Here is a 22,977-nt window from a genome sequence, read left to right as displayed (position 1 = left end):
TAGCTAACTAATTTTAGATCTAAGTTATTTTAATTAATACTTATAATTTTTCTTTAAGTATCTATATAATGTTGTCCTATGTATTCCTAAAAGTTTGGCTGCTTTACTAATATTCCCTTTAGATTTTTCTAATGCTCTATTAAAAATTTCTATCTTGTAATTTAATCCTATTTCATTATCATTATTATTTGTATTCAAACTCTCAATGTTTCCGATAATGATATTATTATTAGATTGTTTACATTCTTTATTGATATCTATTATGCTTTTTATTAATTCTGATAAGTTATTTGTTTTAATACTGTTCTTATGCAACAATTTCACTACAAATCTATAAGCAACATTCCTTAATTTTCTAACGTTTCCAGGCCAATGATATTGATATAAAAACGGTATAACATCGTTAAAGGGAATAGGATAAGTAAATTTCAATTGTGATGATATCTCGTTTACGAAGTGAACAAATAGTAATTCTATATCATTGTCTCTTTCTCTTAATGGAGGGAGTTGAATAGGAAAAATATTTAAACGATAGAAAAGATCTTTTCTAAATAATCCCTTAGAACAATATGTACTAAGATCCTGGTTGGTTGCGGCAATAATTCGCACGTCAACGGGAACAGGACTTTTAGCACCAATAGGAAAAATTTCGAATTCCTCGAGGACTCTAAGAAGAGATCCTTGAATATCAAAGGGGAGCTCACCAATTTCATCTAAAAATAGTGTACCTTTATGGGCAAGAAGAAATTTGCCTTTTTTTCCCTCTTTAGCGGATCCCGTAAAGGTCCCACCTTCAAATCCGAAAAGCTCACTGACGACAAGATCCTTGGGTATGGCAGCACAATTAAGAGCTAGAAAAGTCTCTTTTGATCTTTTACTGTTCAGGTGTATGTATTTGGCAAATACTTCTTTTCCCGTTCCCGTTTCTCCTAAAAGGAGGACGGGAAGATCATTTTGAGCAGCTATTTTGGCTTCTTCAATTGCCGCAACAAAGGCAGGAGACTTGCCAACTATTGAATCTGAAGAATAGGGGGCTAGCGTATTGGTTTGACCTCTTAAAGTTTTAGGGGAGAGAGAGGAAGAGGGAGATGATTTATAATTTTCAGATGAAAAAATATTTTTAAGTTCTATGATATATCCGACTGTCCTGTTCTGGTATTGAACAGGTTCGATCACGGCTGGAACGGCAATTTTTCCCAAAATAACATCCGATTCGAAGAACTGACCCTGCGCAAAATGGGGTTTTGGTTTATTCTTAATCAGTATCGGATCGTATCGTGTGATTTGAAATTCGTCGAAAATTTCTTCTGGACAATGCAAAATTGTGCCTAAGGAATCGATGAGGAGAAAGGCGGGAGAGGTAGAAATTCCTTTTTTTTCTAAAAATTTATTGTAGAGAAGGACCCTATCGGTATAAAGGATTTTTGCCAATTTGGTTTCAATCAGCGTAGTATTGGTTACGGCAACGCTAATGGGAATCGGATTTTGGGCAATGTCTCCGATCATGGTCAGAGCCATGAATAACTCATTAGATTCAGGTTTGTGGATAACTGCGGAAGTGCACCATATGTTATGAAGGGAAGCGCAGTAATGTTCGGGGCCAATCACTGAGATCGGTTTTTTTTCTTCTATAGCAATGCCTATGGCTGAACACCCACAATATTTTTCACTCCAGTTAGATCCTATGACAAGCTTGTATAAATTGGCTTTTTCTAATAATCTTTCGGGCCCGTCTACAAATGTGACTATCCCATCAGAATTAACAAGGGTTATTAAACAGTCAAAATCGATGGCTTGCATGCGAAGCAAGGGAAAAAGAGGTTTAAGGAAAGCAAACGGGTCTAAATCTAAACAAGGATATTTTTCTCCAGCGGGAAGGAGAGGGGAATGGTTGGAAATATCTACCCCCTTTTGTTTACATCTTTCCCAACTTTTCTGGATTTCGTTTCTTACCCTTGGTTGAAAATTATTCTTAAGAGCAAAATTTTCCCATTCCTTAATAATTTCGGTCATAATACAACTTTTTATGTTTTTAATAAATAATTTAATAATGCATAGTCAAATTTTATTGTAATCATTTGTATTTTTTCATTTTAGAAATAAATGGGCCTTATTGCCTAACGATTGGCCTTTCCTTTGCCAGGGAACAGCTCGAAACAAAGCTAAAAGAGATATATTTATGGTGCGGAAAAGTCAAAAACTTTTTATCCTATCGGGATGACCGCAGGAGGAGATCAGCAATTCGTTCTTTGAAAGAAAAAGCTATCGCTCATACCAGTTTTTTGTCCTTTTAACGATCTCCACAACCGAAAGCATCACGGGGACTTCAATCAAAACGCCGACGACGGTCGCCAGTGCCGCTCCTGATTCCAGGCCAAAGAGACTAATGGCGGTGGCCACGGCAAGTTCAAAAAAGTTGCTCGCTCCAATCAAGGCAGAAGGACCTGCTGCACAATGCTCAACTTTAAAGATACGATTCAAAAAATAGGCAAAAGCTGAATTAAAATAAACCTGCAGGATGATGGGCAGGGCGATAAGTAAAATTACAAAAGGGTTCTGGACAATAATCTTTCCCTGAAATCCAAAGAGCAAAACGAGGGTCGCCAGAAGAGCGACAAGTGTAGGCAGATGAAGGAAGTTCAATACCTGATGAAGTTTTTCACTGCCCCCCTCTTTTAGTATTTTTGTTCTCAACCCTTGACCTATCAGCAGGGGGAGAACGATGTAAAAAGCGACAGAAAGGAGAAGAGTGCCCCAAGGGACATGAAGAGAGGAGATACCGAGCAAAATTCCTACAATAGGGGCAAAGGCAAAAATCATGATGGTGTCGTTAAGGGCGACTTGACAGAGTGTAAAATAGGGATCTCCAAGACAGAGATGGCTCCATACAAAGACCATGGCTGTACAGGGGGCTGCTGCAAGCAAAATGAGCCCGGCAATATAAGAGTCGATTTGATCGGCCGGAAGGTAAGAGTAAAAAATCTTTTTTAGAAAAAGCCATCCCAAAAAAGCCATTGAAAAGGGTTTAATCGCCCAATTGACGATAAGCGTAACCATCATCCCCTTTATGTGCCTGGTCACCTGGTGAAGGGCACCAAAGTCGATCTTCATCAGCATCGGTATGATCATGAGCCAAACAAAAATCCCAACTACCAGGTTTACGTGCATAAGTTCTAGGCTTCCTAGAAATTTAAAAAGCGCAGGGAACATTTTTCCGATAAAAATTCCAACCCCGATGCATAAAGCGACCCATAGGGTGAGGTATTTTTCGAAAAACCCCATTGGCTTTTCCTGATCGATATCCTTCTTAGCTGGATGTTTTGCAGTCATATCCAATATTATACTATATTACTAAAAATATGGAATATATTTTTTATTTTTTTAAAAATGTCGAATGGTTTGCTTTTGTGAAAAATATTTCGTTGTATATTCCAATAGTTCTAATATAATGAAAGAATCAAACCATGGACACTTCTACCGCCTTGTCGATTTTGAGTGCTCTTGCCCAAAAGACACGAATCGAAATTTTTAAGCTTCTCATAAAAAAGGGCCCGTCGGGGTGTTGTCCCGGAGAGATCGCCGAAAAATTAGGAATTCCCCTAACGACCCTTTCTTTTCACCTTCACCACCTGAAGAGTTCAACCCTTATAGAAGCAACGCAACAAGGGAGACAAATCCTCTATAGGGCCGATTTTGCAAAAATTGCCGAGCTCATCGGCTATTTACTCGAGGATTGTTGTGGCAAAGACCTTCAATCCCTGATCCCCTTTTTTTGTAAGGGTTCAGAAGAAAAAGAACTTCAAAAAACAAAGACCGATGAATAATCCTATAAAAGTGCTTTTCTTGTGTACGGCTAACTCGGCGAGGTCGATCATGGCCGAGGCCATTTTACGTCATTATGGGAAAGGTAAATACCTTGCTTTCAGTGCCGGAAGCAGCCCCAAGGGCGAGGTTCATCCTCTTGCCTTGGAAACTTTGAAAAATAACGGCATATCTTGCGAAAACCTGCGGAGCAAATCCCTACGGGAGTTTTTGCAAAACAACTCTCCTTCGTTTGATTACGTTGTTACCGTTTGTTCCAATGCAGCAAAAGAAGCCTGTCCTCTTTACCCAAAAGAAGCATCAGTAGTGCACTGGAATATTGCCGATCCTGCAGCTGTTGAAGGGGAATGGAGTTTACGCAAGCAAGCTTTTCAGCTCGCCTTTGATGAACTGCAAAAAAAAATACAGAGCTTTTTTTTGGATCGGTAATTTCTTTGTAATCTTTTCTTTTTTTAATCTTCTCCCTGCGAAAAAGAGTGGCTTACAATAAAAAGAGCTTTATAAACTCTTAGCGTGTGGACATTGAAATGGAACGGTATACCTGGGGAAAAGCATTTTCCCTTTTCTCCGCTTTTAACCTATGGGGCCGTGATAAAACTTCTTTTTTTTTCTCTTGGCTATTGGGTCTTCCATAGCCCTAGCTTTGCAGAAAATAAAAGAAAGAAAGATTTATCTTTTTACTTGGTTCCTTTACCCTGTGATTATGCCAGCTGTTCTGCACGGTGGGTTCATGGGCAAGTTTGTAGCCGTGAAAAGCCTCATGAGACTTTAAAAGGGAGTGCTGAAGGTCGACTCGCTGTTATTCCTATTGAATGCCCGGAATGGTATGGATGGGTAGAAGGAAGGCACGAAGGGGTGGGAGTGGGAATCGACTATGTGTGCGATAAACTGGTGCTTGTAGAAAAAAAAGCCGGCAGTCCCCGAACATTGGAGATTAGAAGTAGTAATCCTTTTATTGATGGCTGGCTTTTCTGTCAAGTTGAGGGAATAAAGGGGAGGGCCGTTGCCCTTCGTTCAAGAAGACTAAACGGTCAAATGCTCATTGAGGTTTTCGATTTGACAAACGGAAAAAAAATTAAAGCCGAAAACGAGTTGGAAGCGAGTTTTGGAAGAGAGCCATGGGAACAGCTTCTGCGGGAAGACGTTGATTTCCTGCCCTATATCTTTTATCATGCCGCTGACTCCGGCAGGGATGGCGATTACCCGGTTGCGGCCAGTGGCCTGTTCGATCAGGCGAAAAAATCCACCCGTATTGTTCTTGTTTTGAGAAGTGGTAAAAGGATAGAAATGGACAACTTGGGTTTATGTAGAGACTTCAAGATTGCTCGAAATGGAAATGTCGGTTGGGTCAAGGAACCAGGGGGAGAAAAGAGTTGGTCCTACCTGGAGTTTTACGGCAGGGAGGGAATTTTTTTAAGAATATTCGGTAAATATCCCCAAATCCAAAACTGGTATTTTGAAAAGGGAGGTCAAGGGGTGGTCTTTTCTTCGATTGGACCATCACAGGGCCCTTTTTACGAGCGCTACGACTTAACTCTTGGCAAAAGAATCGACTACGATGAAGCCTCAAGAGACCAGTGGCTTGAACTTAAACCTTGGGGAAAGCCTATCGAATCGGAGGGGAAAACCACTTTTTGGGTCAGCCGGCTGGAGCTTATTTCCGGGAAGAACTCGGGTAAAGCAAACCAAGAGGAACCTCCTTGGGCTCTACAACGATAATGCCCGCATCATTAGGGATGCTCAAAACATAGTCGGATAGCCGCTTATCGATGTAGACCTGGTGATGGGTTGAAGAAGCATGAAGAAACCGCAGTATTCCCTCCCTGTCTTTATAGGCAATACCTACATGAGAGGTATAAGAATGGGGATCGAGGGTGGTAATGGCGATGATATCCCCGTTTGAGATTTTCGATTCTATAGAACGGATATGGTTTTTGGGTATGTGATAAACAGGCAGCCTAGACACCCTTTGTTCTATAAGGGCCATGGCAGGAAGAAGTGAAGGATTATGGCGCAGGTATCGATATTGACGCCAGCCCTCGGTCATTTCTTTGACCTCTCTATAAATGGGGACGCCATGGAGAGTCTTGGTCTTGTCAACAACAAGGCCCCTTTTCTGATTATCATCAAAAAGTTCTTCTAAAAAGTGGATTCGAGATAGGTAACTTCCCGTGCACTCGCCGTTTCTATATCTTTCGATTTCAATGAGTCTGAGGAGGGTTTGAGGAGTCCAAAGCTTGGCGTCGAAGTGAAGCATTCGGGCAAAAGCCAAACTGGTTTCATAAAATGTCCAACAATCCATGGCATAGAAGTTAACAGACGGGGATTCGACCTGGTCGTCTATTTCCAAAGTATAATGGCGATAAGGAGTGCCGACTAAAAAAAGACCTACCTGGACGATTCTTTCACCCAAGGGAAGAGAAGGCCAATCTTTTTTTTGGGCGACCTCGATGAGTTCTTCAAATTTTTCTTTCCCGACAAAAACACGGGATAGGGGAAGGAAAACAGCCCCGTTGGTTGCGCCAAGGTGCAGGAACAGAAAGAAAAGAAAAGGAAAAAAAAATATTTTCCTCTCGATCGCCATCCATTTCATTAAAACACTCCCGTGGGATATCAACTAAAATAATCAAGATTAAGCTTAGGGAAAATGTTATCTGTGCATTCACAATATTCGAGCAGTTTTACGTTTATCTTTTTGTGCCTTATTCCCCAAGAAAGTTCAAAAAAGCGGTTGAGATGGGTTGTTATTCTCGATATCGCATATTCCTTGGCGGTGGAGCGACTGATTAAAAAAGGCCAATCGCTTGCTTGAGCCAACAAAAGCTCTCTTGCCGCCTGCCTAAAGCATCGATGAATAATTTTGTCGGCCGCTCTATGCTGCTGAATAAGATCGACTAAAAGATGAGCGGCCTCATGTAACGGAGGATAGATAAAATCGTTGGTTTCATTGAGCCACATTTTTGAGTGTCCTCCCCATCCCCAAGAAGAAAAGGAAGGACGGCAGACCTGCTGAATTGGGAAAAGGGAGAGATACTCAGAAGGAGTAGTCAGGGCCAGGACTTTACTTTGATGAGCTTTTTTGATCACTTCTTTTAAAAAAAGGGGTCCTTCGAACCACCAGTGACCGAAGAGTTCACAATCAAAGGGGCATACTAAAATGGGTTTGATCGATTGGGGTAAAACTTGGGCAGCCTTTATAATCTGCTTTTCCCTTTTTTGTATGAAATCTTCGGCATGGATTTTAGTTCTTTCTTTGGCCCTTTGAGGTTCATAAAGCTCTTTGCGATCCGTCTTCCCCGTAACCCTGAAGTATTTAATCCCTGTAAATTTTCTCTGGCCCGTAGGGAGGACGTAGGGTTTGATATAATCGAGATCGGCATCGAATCCAAGATCCCTATAAAATTCACGGTAGTAGGGATCAGCCGGATACCCTTCTTGAGCACTCCATACTTCTTTGCTAGAAAGACTGTCCCGGCCAAACGCTGCGGGACCTGAAGGAGTGTAGATCGGGGTCAGTAAGCCAAAACGGGGCCTAGGATTGGCAAGCAGAATACCATGAGCTTCTAGAACAAACCATTTAATTTCAGCCTCTTGGAGAAGCACTTCGATACCGGGATAATAGCCACATTCCGGTAGCCATATCCCCTTGAGAGGAGTATGAAAGCAATCGATAAAATGATCAAGGGCAATAAAGATTTGGGCTTTTACAGCTTGTGTTGGATTTCTGAGAAGAGGCAAATAGCCGTGGGTAGCTGTAGAAGTAATGAGCTCAAGGTTGTTTAGTTTTTGATGTTTTTTAAAGGCTTCAAGGAGATTTTTTTTATAGTTTTGAGTAAAAGCTATCCAGACCGCATAAAATCTTTCTTTATAAAATTGGGCAAGAGAACAGCAACCGGGGTCGGCAATATTTCTCTCTATTTCCCGGGAGGAGAGTTCAAGCCGTTTTAGCAAGTAGCGCTCATAACGGCTGAGAAGTAAAGGATCTTTTAACATTGTACAGAGTGTCGGGCTCAAAGAAAGGGTAATCTTGAAAGGAACGGCCGATTGCGATAACTCGTCGAAAACCCAAAGGAGAGGAATATAGCTTTCGGTTAAGGCTTCAAAAAACCAATCTTCTTCTAAGCAGTCCTGGCTTTCAGGATGACGAACAAAGGGAAGATGAGCATGAAGAAGCAAGGCAAGATATCCAAGGGGAGTTTTCATGCATCGGCCTTGGCTTTCTGTATGCCAAGGAGTTGCTCTAGTCAAGCCGAAGATAGAAGGCAACTGAAAAGATTTACTCGATCGGCTGAGAAATCAAATGGCTGAAATGGGAATAAAATAAAACAACCTTTTTAGAGCGCTTTATTTCCCTGCTCATCGCTTCTATGGGGATTTCATGGATCCCTTCCGGTAAACGGATACAAAGGGCAAATGCTCCATCCTCGTTTAATTTTATTTCTTTGCCGTCAATATTTATTACGGCCTTGGGCAAGGTCTTTCCACGAAGGATAAGTTCAACTTCTATTTCTAGAGGAAAATCATTGGGGTTTGTGTTGTCTATCCCCATTGAGGAAGAAACAGCAGAAGTCAAGGGAGTGATCCAAGAGAGATCAAAGGCAGAATATTTTTCCACTTCATTGGCTAAAGATTTCCAATAAGAGGTATTTTTATGTTGAAATAGGTTCGCCTGGTGAGGAGAAAAAGCAACATTGTGGGCACTGCCAAAGCTTTGATTTTCTATGCATAAAATATCTTCGATGAGCGTTGAGGAATAAAAAAAACCCTCCTCTTCTTGCCCGTCTTGTCCCGGCAGGGGCATTTCCGGGTATAGATTTTGTGCTTGCTGCTCGGAAAGTACAAAGGCTTCGGCAAGTTCGTCCTTTGCGATCGCTTTGGCTTGCGCCGAAGGAAGGAGTTCCTTGAAAGAGAGTTCCAGGGGAAGGTGGGCTAATTTTATCTCTTTTTTTTCCGAAAAGGTATCTGGGGGGGTGATGGCGTCGGCAGAACGCGCAACCAGGCAAAAGTTTTTACGAGGAAGGCTATAAAATCCGATTTCAGCATGATAGGAAGTATTCGGTTTTGCCTGGAAATAGTATTTTTTTTGCGTTTTCAATTCCAGGGGACTTTCCGATTCAACTATGGAGTCATTTTTCACCAAGCGCAGAACCCACTGATTTTTCCAAGCCCCTCTTAGTTCTTTTTGATCAATGATCCAGTAAGCGTATAAAGAGTAGGGATCGATGGCGAAAAGATAGACAAAAGGCTTTTTTCTCCTTAAGGAAAGTAACCCTGGAAATAAAGGATCAGCATCATGGGAAAAGGAAGGGCGGAGGGTTTCCTTCGAAGGGGAGCCGGCCATTGCCTTTGAAGTTTTTTCTTGACTGGGCGAAATATTTCTCGCTTTTTTTGCCTTTGCCCTTTTAACTTGCAGGGGAAAATAGGCCTTAATTTTTTGATGAAAACCACTCGATTTTTTTTCTGATTTTTTCGACATTTTATTGATTTGAGCCGTCTAAACTAAAGAGATAAGACTTATGTTTGTATATGTTCGCCTATCACTCATGGAAGACAAAATTACTTAAATAAAAAAAATTTTTGAACCTTTTTTTCCTTAAAAAAGTTCAGGCCCATTAAACAACAAAGCCGAAGCGAAGAAAAAACAAAATTAATGGTATGGACATCTTTCGTAGCCGAAAAGGAATCGTTCTCTTTATCTTATCCTTTTTTGTCTTGAAGGCTGAGCTCTTCGCTCCCTTGGTTTGGAGACCTGGGGAAGGATGGGTCGATGAAAGCACCGGAACCGGGCTTTCGGCTTCCAGCTCTAGAGATCAACTGAACTTGGCAAAAAAATTCGAAGAGGCAAAAGATTATGAAAATGCTTTGAAAGCCTACCGCATTCTCATTAGGAAATGGCCTTATGCCGTTTTCGCTCCCGAAGCCCAATTCCGTATTGGGCAATGCCTCGAAAAGAAAGGGGATTTCCTTGGGGCCAATAAAGCTTACGATCGGATGATTCAGAAATATCCTTCTTCGAGTTTTTTCGAACAAGCTTTGGAGAGAAAATTAGCCATCGGTAATCTTTACCTTGCCGGAGAGCCCAAACGGCTGTTCAATATTCCCATGGGGTCTGGTCTTGACATCGCCGCCCAGATTTTTGAAAGCATCATTCGAGCTGCCCCTTACGGTCGGTTTGCCCCTCTTGCGGAGTTTCAGCTTGGCTTAACTTACATAAAGGAAAAAAAATACACCGATGCGATTGCAACCTTTAATCGGTTGATTGATAAATATCCCAATCATTCGCTGGCCGATGATGCTCAATATGAAATTGGTTATACGTGGTATCAAGCCTCTCAGGCTTCGGAATACGACCAGAGTTCAACTGAAAAAGCCATAGAAGGTTTTGAGGACTATATCGTAAGATATCCTTCAGGAGACAAGGTCGAAGCAGCCAAAGCTCACATAGCTGAACTGAAGAGTAAATCGACTCTAGGGAGTTTTCATATCGCCCAGTTCTATGAACGGGCGAAGAATTTTAAAGCTGCCTATATATATTATAGTGATGTCATTAAACAAAATCCTACCTCTGATCAAGCCAAGATCGCTCAGCAAAAAATTGTTCAACTGCATCCCCTGGTAGCAAAAGACTTGGGGCTGCCTTCCATTACCTCCACATCTAATACCTCTCCTCCTTCGACTCCTTCTCCCCAAGCAAAAGGATCTCCTTAATGAGTGATAGATACCGTATTGTTCTCTTATTGTTTTTCCTTTACTTTGCCCTTTGGATGGAAGGATGTTCCGGGAGCTATCGGCTTGGAAGTATTGGTGGACCATCGATTCAAGGTGTTAAGACGATTTATGTTCCTACGGTAAAGAATAAGACGGTTATTCCCGGTCTTCAATCCATGGTCACCAATGAAATCATTCGTGCCATTGATAATGATGGGACTTTACAAACCAGCCGGAATGTAGATGCGGATGCCGAGCTTGACGTGACGATTACCGAATTCAACAGGATCATTCTAAGGCCAGAAATACTGGATCCTTTTACTACCGCTGAATATAGGCTCGTACTGACCGCATCGGTTACGCTGATTAATAGAAAGTTGGGTAAAGCGACGATTAATGGAGCTCACGTCAGCGGTTCCTCCTATTACTTTACACAAACGAACATGCCGGAAGCCCAGAGACAAGATCTTCCCTTGGTTGCTGAGGATCTTGCAAACCGCATCGTCAATTTATTGACCGAGGGTTGGTAATTTGCCGAAGTTTTTGATATATTCACTTTTTTAAATCGATGAAAGCTGTATGCATTGAAAAATTTGGACTCGATGGATTGGCGTTGGTAGACCGGCCTGATCCCTTACCTCCTAAGAAGGGAGAACTATTGGTAAAACTTAAAGCGGTTTCTTTGAACTTTCGTGATCTTTTAATGATCAAAGGGTTATATAATCCTGCCCAGCCTTTACCTCTTATTCCTTGTTCAGATGGGGCGGGAGAAGTCATAGCCGTGGGCGAAGATGTAGAATCGTTCAAGGTAGGTGATAGGGTAGTGGGCTGTTTTTTTCAAAACTGGGTAGCCGGTCCTTACCAAAAGGAATATGGGAAATCTGTTTTGGGTGGTCCACTCGATGGAACATTGGCTGAATACATCTATTTGAAAGAACAAGGAGCTCTTCTGATTCCTAGTCATTTGAGTTTTGAAGAAGCTTCAACCCTACCTTGTGCAGCTCTGACGGCCTGGAATGGACTGTTTGAACAGGCTCAACTGCAACCTGGGCAAACGGTCGTTGTCCAAGGCAGTGGAGGGGTAAGTCTTTTTGCTTTACAGTTTGCCCGGGCTTGTGGAGCGGAGGTCATTTTTCTTTCAAGAAAGGATGAAAAAATAGAAAAGGCAAAAAAGATGGGAGCTAGGGAAGGGATTAATATCGCTCAAAATAGACATTGGAGCCAAAAGATAAGAGAACTTACGGGGGCTAGAGGAGCTGATGTCCTGGTCAATGTTCTTGGAGTGGATTTAGATGAAAGTATCCAATCGCTAAAATTTGGAGGCATGATCTGTGCCATAGGTATTTTGGGTGGCTTTAAAACCGAGGTGGATGTTGTTTCAATTCTTATGAGACAGGTAAAAATTCATGGAATTTATGTGGGTAATCGATCCCTGTTTATCGGGATGAATAGGGCTATTGAAAAATTAAGAATAAAACCGCTCCTCCATGAGGTATTTCCCTTCCATGCTTACAAGGAAGCTTTTTCTTTATTGGAAAGCGGGGAGCATTTTGGGAAAATTGTCATCAAAATCGTTGATTGATTCTACCTTGTTTTCCTCAAAGCTGCACCTGGCTTTGTATGAAGTCGGCTCCAGTGAAGCGGTAATGTTAAGTCGGGGGAAGGAAATAAAAGGGACCGATTTGGAGTTGACTTTTTATCTTTTCATAAAGTTTTGCTTTGGCTTTTTCTACGGCCTTGGGAAGGTCTAGACCCTGAGCTAAAAAAACGGCGGTTGCAGAGGCTAAGGAACAACCTGTCCCATGAGGATTAGCATGGAGAATCCTTGGCAGTTCGAACTTATGGGCTATCCCCTTATGGTAAAGAACATCGATAGTGGTTTTATCCTGGAGGTGGCCACCTTTTATTAGAAACGAAGTGGAATATTGTTCTGAAAGATCTTGTGCCACCCGAAGCATGTCTTCAGGGCTCTCAATTCTTAACCCGCTCAATAGTTCAGCCTCTTCAATGTTTGGCGTAACAACGGTCGCTAGGGGAAAGAGATTCCTGGCCAGTTCTTCTTCCATTCCGGGTTCAGCAAGAGAGTCGCCATTTCCTGCAGCAAGAACAGGATCCACGACGATGGGGGCATTGATTTTAAATTTCCGGATCAATTCGACTATCTTCTGTGGAAGTTCTTTTTTGTAGAGCATGCCGATTTTGATGGCGTCTATGGGGAAAAAATCGAGAATGGAATGAAATTGAGATTCGATGATGGATGAGGGGAGATGATAGAGGGATTCAACTCGACCGGGATGCTCGGCCACGACACAGGTGATAACGGTGGTTGCATAGGCTCCAAGGCAAGTTATAATTTTTAAGTCTCCCTGGATTCCTGCTCCACAACTACAATCAGATCCTCCAATGATAAGTATACCATTCATCTTGTGATGATCTTCTAAAAAGATAAAATGAGGTAGAGGAAAAAACAAATAAAGTTTCAGATGGGTCAATCTCTAAAAAAGGTGGATGACGTCAAAGTCATTATTGAACACTTGGAATTCGAGCGCTCGAAGAGTCTTTCTTCTTATTATCTTTACGTCTGTTTTTATTATATTTCTATTATTAATTTAAGCCCTCAAACCATTATCCTTAAGGGAAGAAAGTGGATAGTGACCAATGATCTAGGAGAAAAGGTCGTCATCGAGGGAATGGGTATTGTAGGCAGTTATCCAAAGTTGCGGCTGGGGGAAAAATTCCGGTATTCCAGCCACCATTTTTTTTCTAGACCCAGTGTGGCCGAGGGAGCTTATTTTGGAATCAATTCGGAAAACATGCCCATAGTCGTTCCAATACCCAAGTTTTCTCTTTTAATTCCACCTTAAATGCATTGTAAAGTTTTTAAAAAACAACATTTTCATCCCTTTATAACTCAAAGCCTTTTTTTTGGGTTTGCCTAGCTTCATAGGGGAGAGGAGCGGGTTGAAGATGAAAAAATTTTGAACAATTTCTTTTTTAATTTATTTTAAAATAGTGGGCATAGAACCCGCTTATAGAGATAGTAAAGGAATAGCCAATTAGTGGCTTACAAGAAGTAGATGGCTGTAGGAGAAGATAACGTAGAATTCATGAATTTTGAATCCAGGGTAGCTAAGCTGAAAGTTAAAGGAGAGCCACTGGAATATCTTTTCATTAACGCCTTTTTTCCCCCTGTTCTTATTTTAGAAGAGGAGGGGGCGGCGAAGGCATTTATTCTCAATCGCTTTGTTTGCTTAAGAATATTCTTTTTTTTGGCTTTCGAAATGGCCTTGTTCATCAAGCAGCTAGTTGTGTTTGCTCTCTTTAGACTAAGGGAATTCCCTGCAGCCGTATTGAATGAACAATTCAACTCTGGATTCGTGAAGAAAGGATACATCAATGAAAGATCGTCAATCAAAAACCACTCGCAGGAAGATTTCTCCGCGGAAATATACAAGGAAAAATCAGCATGTTTTGCGGATAGAAGGATCGAAAAAAGAGAAAACTTCTTTTTGGAAGAGCTTAAAAGACAAGGTCTTGGCTTATTTTGGAAATCTTTTCGGTGCCAGAGCCGCAAAAGATCTCTCTTTTACCAAAAGAGTTGACAAAAAAGCGGAATCCAAAGGAGAAGAAAAGAAAAGCCCTGTAAAACATGATTTAGACCAACAAAGACCAGCGGATAGGGTTTATACGACTAAGCCTAAAGAACAAAATAATACCTACCAGGAGTGGTCACCCAAGGGAAATAGTCTGATTGCTGAACCATCTCCTTCATTAGGAGTCCCATCCGAAGCTCAAGAAGAACAGTTGAAAGCCGGCGAACAAAAAGAGCCGACCGAGCACAAAGAGCTTCAATCTCAACCCTCTTCCCTGTCTATCGAACAAGCCGTAACATCAAACAAGCTTTACGTGGGGAATCTTCCTTATAATTTGACCGACAGCGACTTGTTTGAGATCTTTGCCAAGATTGGTCCGATCAAGAATGTTGAAATTGTGAGAGATAGGAAATCGAATCGGACAAAAGGCTTTGGTTTCGTTGAAATGGCCGATCTTGATTCTGCTCGAAAAGCTGCAACCGTTCTCAATGGAATAGAAATCATGGGTAGGCGCATTATCGTTACCGGAGCAAAATCCGATAGAAAAGATTCAAGCCAATTCTAAGAACTACAGGCTGATTTTTGCAACTGAAAGCAAGCGGTTATGCATCCTCAGTTGGGTATATTAATAAGAGGGACCGAACAGGTTGTTACGACGGAAGAACTAGAAAAACTCCTTAGCCTTGATCGGAGGCTGCGCATAAAATTCGGGGTTGATCCCACATCCCCTAATCTTCACCTGGGCCATGCTGTTTCTTTACTGAAACTCAGACAATTTCAAGATTTTGGGCATCAAGTTCTTCTGGTTATAGGGGATTTTACCGCTTCTATTGGAGATCCAAGTGGAAGAAATTCGACAAGACCTGTTATTTCGAGGGAACAGATTTTGAATAATGCTAAAACCTATACCGATCAAGCATTCAAGATACTCGACAGGGAAAGAACGGAAATCTTTTTTAATGGGGAGTGGTTCAACGAAATGTCGGCAGAAAGACTCCTCTTTTTGGCACGCAGGGTTACGGTGAACCATCTCCTGCACAGGCAAGATTTCCATGACCGTATTTCAAAGGATCAGTCGATTTTTCTTCACGAGTTTTTTTATCCCCTATTGCAAGCATGGGATTCGGTGAAGATTTGTGCCGATGTGGAAATCGGAGGAAAAGACCAGATATTTAACATGCTTTTGGGAAGGGATTTTCAAAAAGACGAAGGCATGACTCCTCAAGTTGTTATGACTTTACCTATCCTTGAGGGTCTTGATGGAACTAAAAAAATGAGCAAATCCCTGGGAAATGACATTGGTCTGACAGATTCTCCTAAAGAAATGTTCGGCAAAACCATGAGTATTTCCGATGCCTTGATGAAAAGATGGTTTTTAGTCCTTTTTGGAGAACAGCTCGATCCTCTATGCAACCCTATGGAAGAAAAGAAAAGGTTGGCCGAAAAAATAGTTAGCCTCTTTTATAGCAAAGAAGAAGCATTAAAGGCGAGGAACGAATTTGAACGGATCTTCTCTAGAAGAGAGATTCCCGAGGAAATGCCGAAGTTTAGCTTTCCTCAAAAAACGATGCCTATCGTAGAGCTGCTTGTTGCGGTGGGTGCGGTAAAAAGTAAATCCGAAGCAAGGAGGTTGATTAGCCAGGGTGGAGTAGATTTCCAAGGTGAAAGAGTGACTGACGTCCATAAAGTTATAGAGCTCAAAAAAGGATCGATACTGAAGTGTGGAAAAAGGTTTTTTGCCCAAGTCAACTCCGAAGAGGATTGAAGTTTTTCTGCTTATTATATGCGGTATTAAAAACAGATAATATAAGCTTACTTTTTGGGGAGGCTTTCAAAGAAAATTTTGACTTCGCTTTCTTTTTTCCCTAAAAGTTCCTGGGCCCTGATGAGGGCTTGACGTGTTGAAAGATTGGGTTGAAGGGGGATAAGAGGGAAAACATTTTTTCTCCCTATTCTATCCAAAACTCCCGAGTTTCTCAGGACGCGGAAAACGGGACGGATGACCCCGCTAATAAGAAGAAATTTCCCCTGTTCGGTGAGCCAATGGTGCAGTTCTTCTATAGCCATGGCATTGGTAGCATCCAGGTGATGGGCATTACGCATTCTCAAGATAACCACCCGTATTTTTGGGTTTAAAGAAAGTATCTTGTTAATTTGGCTCCTAAAGAGTTCGGAAACGCCAAAAAAAAGTTCTCCCTCGATATGTATAATGGAAATATCGGGATGGACGGTGGTTTCACCCTTGATTTTTTCCCTGAGATCTCCCTGTTCCGTATCAAAGGTATATTCAACAAAAAAGGGTTCTCCGGCTTGTTTAAGGAAAAAAAGAATAGAAGCCCCAATCCCGAGACCTATGGCAAAATCAAGAGGGGTAAGAAGAGCCCCGATAAAGGTAACTACAAAAACGGCTAAGTCGAATCGAGTGGCCGTAAGAGCTATTTTTATTTCCTTGGGGTTGATCAGGGATAAGCCCGCACTGATGACCAGGGCGGAAAGGGCAGGAATAGGAATGTATCCGAGGAGAGGACCACCCACCAGCAGGGCTATAGACATGATAATGCCGCTCCAAAGATTGGCCAGTTGGGTGGCGGGCTTGCTTGCCCAATTCAAGGCTGATCTCGTCAAGGACCCGGACACGGGCATGCCGCTGAAAAAACTACAGCCAATGTTGGCGATCCCTTGGGCGAAAAGATCTCGGTTCAATTCAAGAGGTTCACCCGTTCTATTAGATAGAGACCTGGCAATTCCCGTTCCTTCTACCGCTGCAAAAAAAGCCAAGGCAAAAGACATGCTTGCCAAAGTTGAAAACCAATGGAAGTTCACCGTAGGCAAGGTTATAGGCCAGGAAGCTATGGGAATGGGTTTTAAAAACTCGATGTGCAGATGGAAGAACTGGGAAAAATAGCCAACAAAGCTCATCAATAAGAGACTGATGGCGATGGCAGGAATTTTGGGGAATCGCTTTTTAAGCCACCACCAACAGCCAAGGGAACATATTCCCATGGCTACGGAAGGCCATTGGGTGAATTGAAGCCGACTGAAGGTTTGGGCGACGATGTCAAAAAAAGTATAAGCTTCCTGGAGATCAAAACCTAATACCCGATGGAGTTGTCCGGCAATAATCAGGAAGGAAGCTCCCGTAATGTAGCCTACGATAACCGTTCTTGATACATACTGGGTTAAACCCGCCATCCGGAAGAGGCTGACCAGGATCAAGATAAGGCCTACAAAAAGAAGAACAAAAGGCAGAGTGGATAATTTATCTACCTGTTTTTGGATATTTAAATAGGTACTAAAAAGAAGGACCGAAGTGGCATTGGTGGGTCCCAGAACCACGTAGCGGGAACTTTGAAAGAAGGGCCCGAGTAATGATGAAATGGCGCAGGCATATAGGCCATATTGAACGGGAAGTCCGGCAATAAGAGCATAAGCCATTCCTTGAGGAATGGAAAGCAAAGCGACATTGATCCCGGCTTTGAAATCGGTCTGAAACTTTTCTTTCGAATAGTTTTTTAAAATGTTCCGGAATGGACCAAGATCAAGATGTAATTCAAGAAATTGGTCTTTAAGCTGTTCCTTCCATCTATGAAAAGAGGGTTTGAACCTTCTTTTCAAAAATTTTAGATTGTGTTTAAATCTAATCCCATCTTTTGGAGCCATTCTTTATATGCCTCAGGGAAAATTTCAGAAGGTTTAATTTCACTCCTTCCTCCCCAAAATATATTGGTATAAGAGATGGGGATTCCCGTCAATTCCAAGTGGTGATCAATAGCCTTTTTGTGGGATTCCAGCAGATCTTTATCCTTTCCATGGGCTACAGCCATAATATTGACATCTTTAAATTCGCTTCCTGCCTCTCTCCAGTAGCAATGGGTGAGGATTTCAAATCTTCCAATTTGACTTCCCGCTGCTATTTCCATCCCTTTAGGGACCGCCCAATGAAAAAGAGCGTTAAACTTGGTTACCTTTTTGCCGTCATAAAGAGGCTTGACATGTTCTAAAAATGTTGAAAAACGTCCTAGAACCCCCAATTTTTCAAGCTCCTTGGCAACAGAAAAAAACTCTTTACTCTCCATGCCTATCGCCCGGGCTCTTTTATCCCATAACCCTTCGTCTATCTCATCAATGGTCAGTTCTTTTTTAAGGGCGCCAAGAACTTTCCACTGCTTGTCGTTTAATTTTTTTAAGGATATGGGGTGCATGGTGGCCACCGTATCCGATTTTGTTCCGGGAAGGATTGTTTTCCTGCGGATATGCCCCACTCCAAGGGTGAAAATTCCTTTGGCGGGCATGATCTTGTAGCCTTCAGCACCGATAAAACTTTTCAAAATTTTACAGTGAGTTTCTAAAGAAAAACCTTGGGGAACTTTGAGCGTACTCCATAGACGGTAGCGCGCTCCGGCCGCGCCGGGGTCGGTAGAGCGAATGACTACGTGACCGCTAAAAGGATCTTTTTGGAACAAGAAATCAAAGGCTTCGTGGAGAATATTCTCTGGAACTTTCCAGGCGACCAATGCCCCGGGAGCCAGGTCGTTCGCCAAGAGGGTCAATCGAATGCGACGGATGGTTCCGGCGGAGAACATCGCCCGGATTCTTTCTATAACAAGGGATAAAGGAAGACCTGTAAGAAGAGCTATTTCTTTAAAAGGATCGGCAATAAATCCTTGTAGCCTATCTTCAGAAATAGAAAGAATTTTTTCATTTATTTCATCTTCGACACTGGCAGTAGAATCAAAGGCTGCGTAAGGCATAAGTACTTCCCGAATAATTATTAAAAAAAATATACTCCAAAAAGCCCCATTTTTAAGGTTTTTTTACCGGAAAAGAGGGTTATTTTTTGTTTTTGAAATTTTCTTCAAGTTTTTGTGCCACTTTATCAGCAAACTCTTCGGTAGAACAATACCGGGAGGAACCTTTAGCAATATCAAGAGTTCTGTAGCCTTCTTTTAAAACATCGCCTACGGCTGTTTTGATGGCTTGAGCCGCTGCTTCTTCATGAAAACTGTATTCAAACATCAATGCACCGGATAGTATTTGAGCTATGGGGTTGGCTATGTTTTTCCCAGCAATGTCTGGGGCTGATCCCCCTGCAGGTTCATACAGTCCAAATTTTGTAGAACCAATAGAAGCACTCGCAAGGAGTCCAAGGCTACCTGCAATGCCTGCCGCTTCGTCGCTGAGGATGTCACCAAAAAGGTTTTCACAAAGAAGGACGTCAAATTGTGAAGGTCTCAATACCATTTGCATCGCGGCATTGTCAACGTACAGGAAGTTCAGTTGAACGTCAGGGTAGTTTTTCGAAATTTCTTTAACTGTTTTCCGCCAAAGCACACTCGATTCTAAGACGTTGGCTTTATCGACAAGGGTAAGAATTTTTTTTCGGCGCAGGGCGATTTCAAAAGCGATGATGCTTATTCGCTCTATCTCCGAGGTTTCGTAAACAAGAGTATCTATCGCTCTTTCTCCTTGTTCGGTATAGATTTTCCCCTTGGGTTGACCGAAATATAGCCCTCCGGTCAGTTCCCTGACAATAATCAAGTCCACACCTGAGGCGATTTCGGGTTTCAGAGGAGAGGCATCCAGCAATTCGGGATAACAGTATACCGGCCTGATGTTGGCGAAAAGGGAAAAAGTTTTCCGTAAAGGAAGTAGAGCTGCTCGTTCAGGTTGTTTTTCAGGAGGGAGGTTTTCCCATTGTTTGCCACCGACTGCTCCGAAAAAGATAGCCTGAGACCTTTTACAAATTTCCAGGGTTTCAGGGGGAAGAGCCTTGCCTGTCGCTTCGATGGCCGTACCTCCCACTAAGGCTTCTTCGAAAATTAATTCAAAACCGTATAAATGGGAAGCCAACCTGAGGATAGGAATGGTGGCTCTAACAAGCTCTGGCCCTATACCATCTCCCGCCAATACAGCCACACGATAGGTTTTCATAAGGATGAAAAATCAAAGAAGTCATTCACTCTAAGACTTGAGGGGAATCATTCCAGACTTTTTTGCATAATTAAATATTCCCCCGGCTTCGATAACCGCCTTGGCATCGCCGAGAGATTTCAGGGCAAAAAAGTGATTGTCGATGATGACTTTCTCCTCGTCAAGATCAACAATCACCTCTTTTCCTGTAGGGATTTCTTGAGGAAATTCGTCTTGAATTTCATAGGGGAAAACCGCTCCTGTTGCGATACAATTACGGAAAAAGATTCGGGCATAACTTCGAGCGATAATCACTTTGCATCCCGCAGCGGCCAAAGCTATGGGAGCATGTTCTCGAGATGAACCGCAACCGAAGTTTTTGCCCGCGATTATGATGGGGTAGATGGTTTTGGTCTTTCCGGCTTCTACATAACGATGGGGATAGGAGGATTCAGGTAACCCGGAGAGGGCAAAGCTACCCAGTTTTTCAAGTTCCTCGGGTACCGTCGGCAAGTACATGAGATATTGTGCCGGGATAATTTGATCGGTATCAATATTGTCTTTTACTACAAAAACCTTGCCAAAAATTCTATTTGCCATTTTCTCGTTGGGTTTCTTTTTATATTTTCAATAGTTAATGCAAAAGTTAGAACTTGATGAAATAAAAAGAAAGTGGAAAAGAAAAGATTTAATTTCTCTGGAACAACTGGATCGTTTGGATATAGAATCTATCTTGTTCTTAGCCAAGGAGTTTAAGAAAAAACTGCAACAAGATGATCCCCTTCCTTCTTTAAAGGGGCATACCGCGGTCGCCTTAATGGTTGAACCCAGCACCCGCACAAGGGTATCTTTTGAAATAGCGGCAAAAAAACTGGGTATCTCCTTTTTGTCGATCGACTATAAATCAAGTTCCATACAAAAAGGAGAATCTTTAAAAGACACGGCTAAAAATCTCGAAGCCCTTGGAATCGATTTTCTTATTCTTCGCCATCCCACCGCAGGTTCTCCCTTTTTTCTTGCCAATCTTCTTAAGATTTCTGTTATCAACGGTGGAGATGGGGCTCATGAACATCCGACTCAAGGGCTTCTGGACTTGATGACTGTTGAGGAACATTTTGGCACGGTCAGCGGTCTGCATGTCTTAATTGTTGGAGACATTCTCCATAGCCGGGTCGCTCGTTCTACGTTTTGGGCTTTTTCAAAATGTGGGGCAAAAGTAAAATTTGTGGGCCCGAAAACTATGCTTCCCAGCTATTTTAGAGATTTTGGAGCTGAAATAAGTTATGATCTGGATCGATCACTGCCATTTGCTGACTGTATTGTTTTGCTGCGTATCCAGCATGAAAGGCAGAAAAAAGATCTTTTTCCTTCCTTAAACGAATATATTGCTTCCTATGGATTAACCAAGGAAAGAATGGGTAGGTGTAAACAGCATGTTCTTATCCTGCATCCTGGACCGGTAGAAAGAGGGGTAGAGATTGAAAGCGAGCTTGCCGATTCCAGCAAATCGGCTATTTTGAAGCAAGTCGAAAATGGATTAGCGGTGAGGATGGCCGTTTATTATCTTCTCAGTAGATCTTGTGTAAGGTAGAGATAAACCATTTCATATAACTAAAAACCGAAAATGGACGACCGAAAGACCGGTTTTCACATCACCTCGGGCAGAATTATTGATCCTTTGTCCCGTAGAGATGAAATTGCAGACATCTATGTTTTCGATGGACGGGTAGTTAATCCCGCTGAGCTCCAGCCGGATGTTCGATGGACCAGGATTGAAGCTCGGGGACTTGTGGTTGCCCCAGGCTTGATAGACATGCATGTGCACTTACGAGAACCGGGAGAAACAAGAAAAGAGACTATTAGAACCGGCACTATGGCTGCAGCAGCCGGAGGAATAACGACCGTTGTAGCCATGCCCAATACCCTTCCTCCGGCCGATAACCCGGATACGATAACATGGATTGGAAAGAAAGCTGAAAAGGAGGCGCTGGTAAGGGTCTATCCTACGGGTTGTATTACCGAAGGGCGAAGAGGTGAAAAACTCTCTCCTTTTCAATCGCTCGTCCAGGCTGGAGCCATTGCCCTATCTGATGACGGAAACTGCGTTCAGAATTCCCGTATTATGTATTTAGCAATGGAGTATGCTTCGGTCCTCGACGTTCCCATCCTGGATCACTGTGAAGATACGACCCTATCCGATGGAGGGGTAATGAACGAAGGATATTGGAGTACTCTTCTGGGATTGCCCGGCTGGCCAAGTATCGCAGAAGAGCTAATGGTGAGCCGCGATATTCTTCTTTGTGAGAAGACACAAGCTCGAATCCACTTGCAGCACCTCACTACCGAGGGATCTGTAAGATTACTCCGTGAAGCTAAAAAAAGGGGATTACCTGTCAGTGCTGAAGTTTGTCCCCATCACCTGGCTTTGACAGACTCTTCGCTCAGGAATTACGATACCCGTTTTAAGATGAATCCACCATTAAGAGGACAAAAAGATAGGGAAGCCTTGATAGAGGCCGTTGTCGATGGAACGATCGAAGTCATAGCTTCTGATCATGCTCCCCATACCCAATTTGAAAAGGAAGTGGAGTTTGACAAGGCTCCTTTTGGAGTCGTTGGGCTTGAGACCCTGTTGTCGGTCTGCCTCCAAGAACTTTATTTTTCCAAAAAGATGGATCTTCTTGATCTATTTAGCCGATTGACCTTGGGACCTAGCCGGGTTCTTGGTCTTCCTCAACCCTCGTTAAGTTATGGATCTGTAGCCGATCTCATTCTGTTGGATCTGGAGGAAGAGTGGAAGGTGGATTCAAACCAGTTTTTATCCAAGGGAAAAAATACTCCTTTTGAAGGTTTGACTTTCAAAGGAAAAGTCGTGTTGACTATGGTTGATGGACAAATCGCCTGGCAAAGGGAGGAAAGAAATTTGGTGGTGAAATAGATTTTT

General features: G+C 42.4%; 21 protein-coding genes. 11 read left to right on the top strand and 10 right to left on the bottom strand.

The window, feature by feature from the left end; all coding sequences use genetic code 11:
* Positions 1-33 precede the first annotated feature (33 nt).
* Together MINF_RS07030 and arsB are read right to left on the bottom strand one after the other, a co-directional pair.
* Positions 34-2,013, bottom strand: a complete 1,980-nt coding sequence (locus MINF_RS07030; protein WP_012463922.1) for a sigma-54-dependent Fis family transcriptional regulator — start codon at positions 2,011-2,013, stop codon at positions 34-36.
* A 249-nt stretch (positions 2,014-2,262) separates the two neighbouring features.
* The gene (gene arsB, locus MINF_RS07020; RefSeq protein WP_048810502.1) at positions 2,263-3,282 is read right to left on the bottom strand and encodes an ACR3 family arsenite efflux transporter; all 1,020 of its coding nucleotides are present in this window, start codon (positions 3,280-3,282) and stop codon (positions 2,263-2,265) included.
* 182 nt (positions 3,283-3,464) lie between these two features.
* Here arsB and MINF_RS07015 point away from each other — a divergent pair, with 182 nt between their 5' ends.
* The 3 genes from MINF_RS07015 to MINF_RS07005 all read left to right on the top strand — a co-directional run bounded on the left by MINF_RS07015 (position 3,465) and on the right by MINF_RS07005 (position 5,541).
* Entirely contained in the window at positions 3,465-3,824 is a 360-nt protein-coding gene (locus MINF_RS07015; protein ID WP_012463919.1) for an ArsR/SmtB family transcription factor, read from the top strand.
* Positions 3,817-4,251 (top strand): arsenate reductase ArsC, encoded by a 435-nt coding sequence (locus MINF_RS07010; protein ID WP_012463918.1) that lies wholly within the window; start codon positions 3,817-3,819, stop codon positions 4,249-4,251. Before MINF_RS07015 ends, MINF_RS07010 begins: the two co-directional genes overlap by 8 nt.
* A 159-nt stretch (positions 4,252-4,410) precedes the next feature.
* Positions 4,411-5,541: a hypothetical protein gene (locus MINF_RS07005; RefSeq protein WP_148205188.1), complete on the top strand. Its 1,131-nt coding sequence runs from the start codon at positions 4,411-4,413 to the stop codon at positions 5,539-5,541.
* On the opposite strand, the gene MINF_RS07000 is transcribed toward MINF_RS07005, so the two are convergent.
* From MINF_RS07000 to MINF_RS06990, 3 genes are all read right to left on the bottom strand, one after another.
* Positions 5,477-6,415, bottom strand: coding sequence for an N-acetylmuramoyl-L-alanine amidase-like domain-containing protein (locus MINF_RS07000; RefSeq protein WP_238523464.1), 939 nt, complete (start codon positions 6,413-6,415; stop codon positions 5,477-5,479). The genes MINF_RS07005 and MINF_RS07000 overlap by 65 nt on opposite strands.
* 20 nt (positions 6,416-6,435) lie before the next feature.
* Positions 6,436-8,025, bottom strand: a complete 1,590-nt coding sequence (locus tag MINF_RS06995) for a glycoside hydrolase family 57 protein (protein WP_048810244.1) — start codon at positions 8,023-8,025, stop codon at positions 6,436-6,438.
* 73 nt (positions 8,026-8,098) lie between these two features.
* Positions 8,099-9,298, bottom strand: coding sequence for a DUF4912 domain-containing protein (locus tag MINF_RS06990; RefSeq protein ID WP_012463914.1), 1,200 nt, complete (start codon positions 9,296-9,298; stop codon positions 8,099-8,101).
* A 179-nt stretch (positions 9,299-9,477) separates the two neighbouring features.
* Between MINF_RS06990 and bamD the strand changes: the two genes are divergently transcribed.
* Genes bamD through MINF_RS06975 form a run of 3 tightly spaced genes read left to right on the top strand, consistent with a single transcriptional unit; the run spans position 9,478 to position 12,112 of the window.
* Positions 9,478-10,530: an outer membrane protein assembly factor BamD gene (gene bamD, locus MINF_RS06985; protein ID WP_012463913.1), complete on the top strand. Its 1,053-nt coding sequence runs from the start codon at positions 9,478-9,480 to the stop codon at positions 10,528-10,530.
* Positions 10,530-11,060, top strand: a complete 531-nt coding sequence (locus MINF_RS06980) for an LptE family protein (protein WP_012463912.1) — start codon at positions 10,530-10,532, stop codon at positions 11,058-11,060. The genes bamD and MINF_RS06980 overlap by 1 nt, the downstream gene beginning before the upstream one ends.
* Positions 11,061-11,098: 38 nt before the next feature.
* Positions 11,099-12,112, top strand: a complete 1,014-nt coding sequence (locus MINF_RS06975; protein WP_012463911.1) for a zinc-dependent alcohol dehydrogenase family protein — start codon at positions 11,099-11,101, stop codon at positions 12,110-12,112.
* 67 nt (positions 12,113-12,179) lie between these two features.
* On the opposite strand, the gene thiD is transcribed toward MINF_RS06975, so the two are convergent.
* Entirely contained in the window at positions 12,180-12,953 is a 774-nt protein-coding gene (gene thiD, locus MINF_RS06970) for a bifunctional hydroxymethylpyrimidine kinase/phosphomethylpyrimidine kinase (RefSeq protein ID WP_148205187.1), read from the bottom strand.
* 60 nt (positions 12,954-13,013) lie between these two features.
* Here thiD and MINF_RS06965 point away from each other — a divergent pair, with 60 nt between their 5' ends.
* From MINF_RS06965 to tyrS, 3 genes are all read left to right on the top strand, one after another.
* Positions 13,014-13,394: an ApaG domain-containing protein gene (locus tag MINF_RS06965; RefSeq protein ID WP_012463909.1), complete on the top strand. Its 381-nt coding sequence runs from the start codon at positions 13,014-13,016 to the stop codon at positions 13,392-13,394.
* A gap of 532 nt (positions 13,395-13,926) precedes the next feature.
* Positions 13,927-14,688 (top strand): RNA recognition motif domain-containing protein, encoded by a 762-nt coding sequence (locus tag MINF_RS11190; protein WP_148205186.1) that lies wholly within the window; start codon positions 13,927-13,929, stop codon positions 14,686-14,688.
* A gap of 39 nt (positions 14,689-14,727) precedes the next feature.
* Positions 14,728-15,888 carry a tyrosine--tRNA ligase gene (gene tyrS / locus MINF_RS06950; protein WP_012463905.1) on the top strand — a complete coding sequence of 387 codons (1,161 nt, stop codon included), beginning with the start codon at positions 14,728-14,730 and terminating at the stop codon, positions 15,886-15,888.
* 47 nt (positions 15,889-15,935) lie between these two features.
* On the opposite strand, the gene MINF_RS06945 is transcribed toward tyrS, so the two are convergent.
* The 4 genes from MINF_RS06945 to MINF_RS06930 all read right to left on the bottom strand — a co-directional run bounded on the left by MINF_RS06945 (position 15,936) and on the right by MINF_RS06930 (position 20,633).
* Entirely contained in the window at positions 15,936-17,738 is a 1,803-nt protein-coding gene (locus MINF_RS06945; RefSeq protein WP_238523463.1) for a SulP family inorganic anion transporter, read from the bottom strand.
* 5 nt (positions 17,739-17,743) lie between these two features.
* The gene (locus tag MINF_RS06940) at positions 17,744-18,874 is read right to left on the bottom strand and encodes an Lrp/AsnC family transcriptional regulator (RefSeq protein ID WP_012463903.1); all 1,131 of its coding nucleotides are present in this window, start codon (positions 18,872-18,874) and stop codon (positions 17,744-17,746) included.
* Positions 18,875-18,953: 79 nt separating this feature from the next.
* On the bottom strand, positions 18,954-20,054 hold the full coding sequence (gene leuB / locus MINF_RS06935; RefSeq protein ID WP_012463902.1) for a 3-isopropylmalate dehydrogenase: 1,101 nt from the start codon (positions 20,052-20,054) through the stop codon (positions 18,954-18,956).
* A gap of 30 nt (positions 20,055-20,084) precedes the next feature.
* Positions 20,085-20,633 carry a LeuD/DmdB family oxidoreductase small subunit gene (locus MINF_RS06930; protein ID WP_012463901.1) on the bottom strand — a complete coding sequence of 183 codons (549 nt, stop codon included), beginning with the start codon at positions 20,631-20,633 and terminating at the stop codon, positions 20,085-20,087.
* 37 nt (positions 20,634-20,670) lie between these two features.
* Between MINF_RS06930 and MINF_RS06925 the strand changes: the two genes are divergently transcribed.
* Positions 20,671-21,624 carry an aspartate carbamoyltransferase catalytic subunit gene (locus MINF_RS06925; RefSeq protein WP_012463900.1) on the top strand — a complete coding sequence of 318 codons (954 nt, stop codon included), beginning with the start codon at positions 20,671-20,673 and terminating at the stop codon, positions 21,622-21,624.
* Positions 21,625-21,657: 33 nt separating this feature from the next.
* Positions 21,658-22,971 carry a dihydroorotase gene (locus MINF_RS06920; protein ID WP_012463899.1) on the top strand — a complete coding sequence of 438 codons (1,314 nt, stop codon included), beginning with the start codon at positions 21,658-21,660 and terminating at the stop codon, positions 22,969-22,971.
* Positions 22,972-22,977: the final 6 nt, after the last annotated feature.

The sequence above is a fragment of the Methylacidiphilum infernorum V4 genome (assembly GCF_000019665.1).
Taxonomy (GTDB): Bacteria; Verrucomicrobiota; Verrucomicrobiia; order Methylacidiphilales; family Methylacidiphilaceae; genus Methylacidiphilum; species Methylacidiphilum infernorum.
The sequence above is the reverse complement of the archived record's forward strand: the minus strand, read 5'-3'. Positions and strand labels throughout refer to the sequence as shown.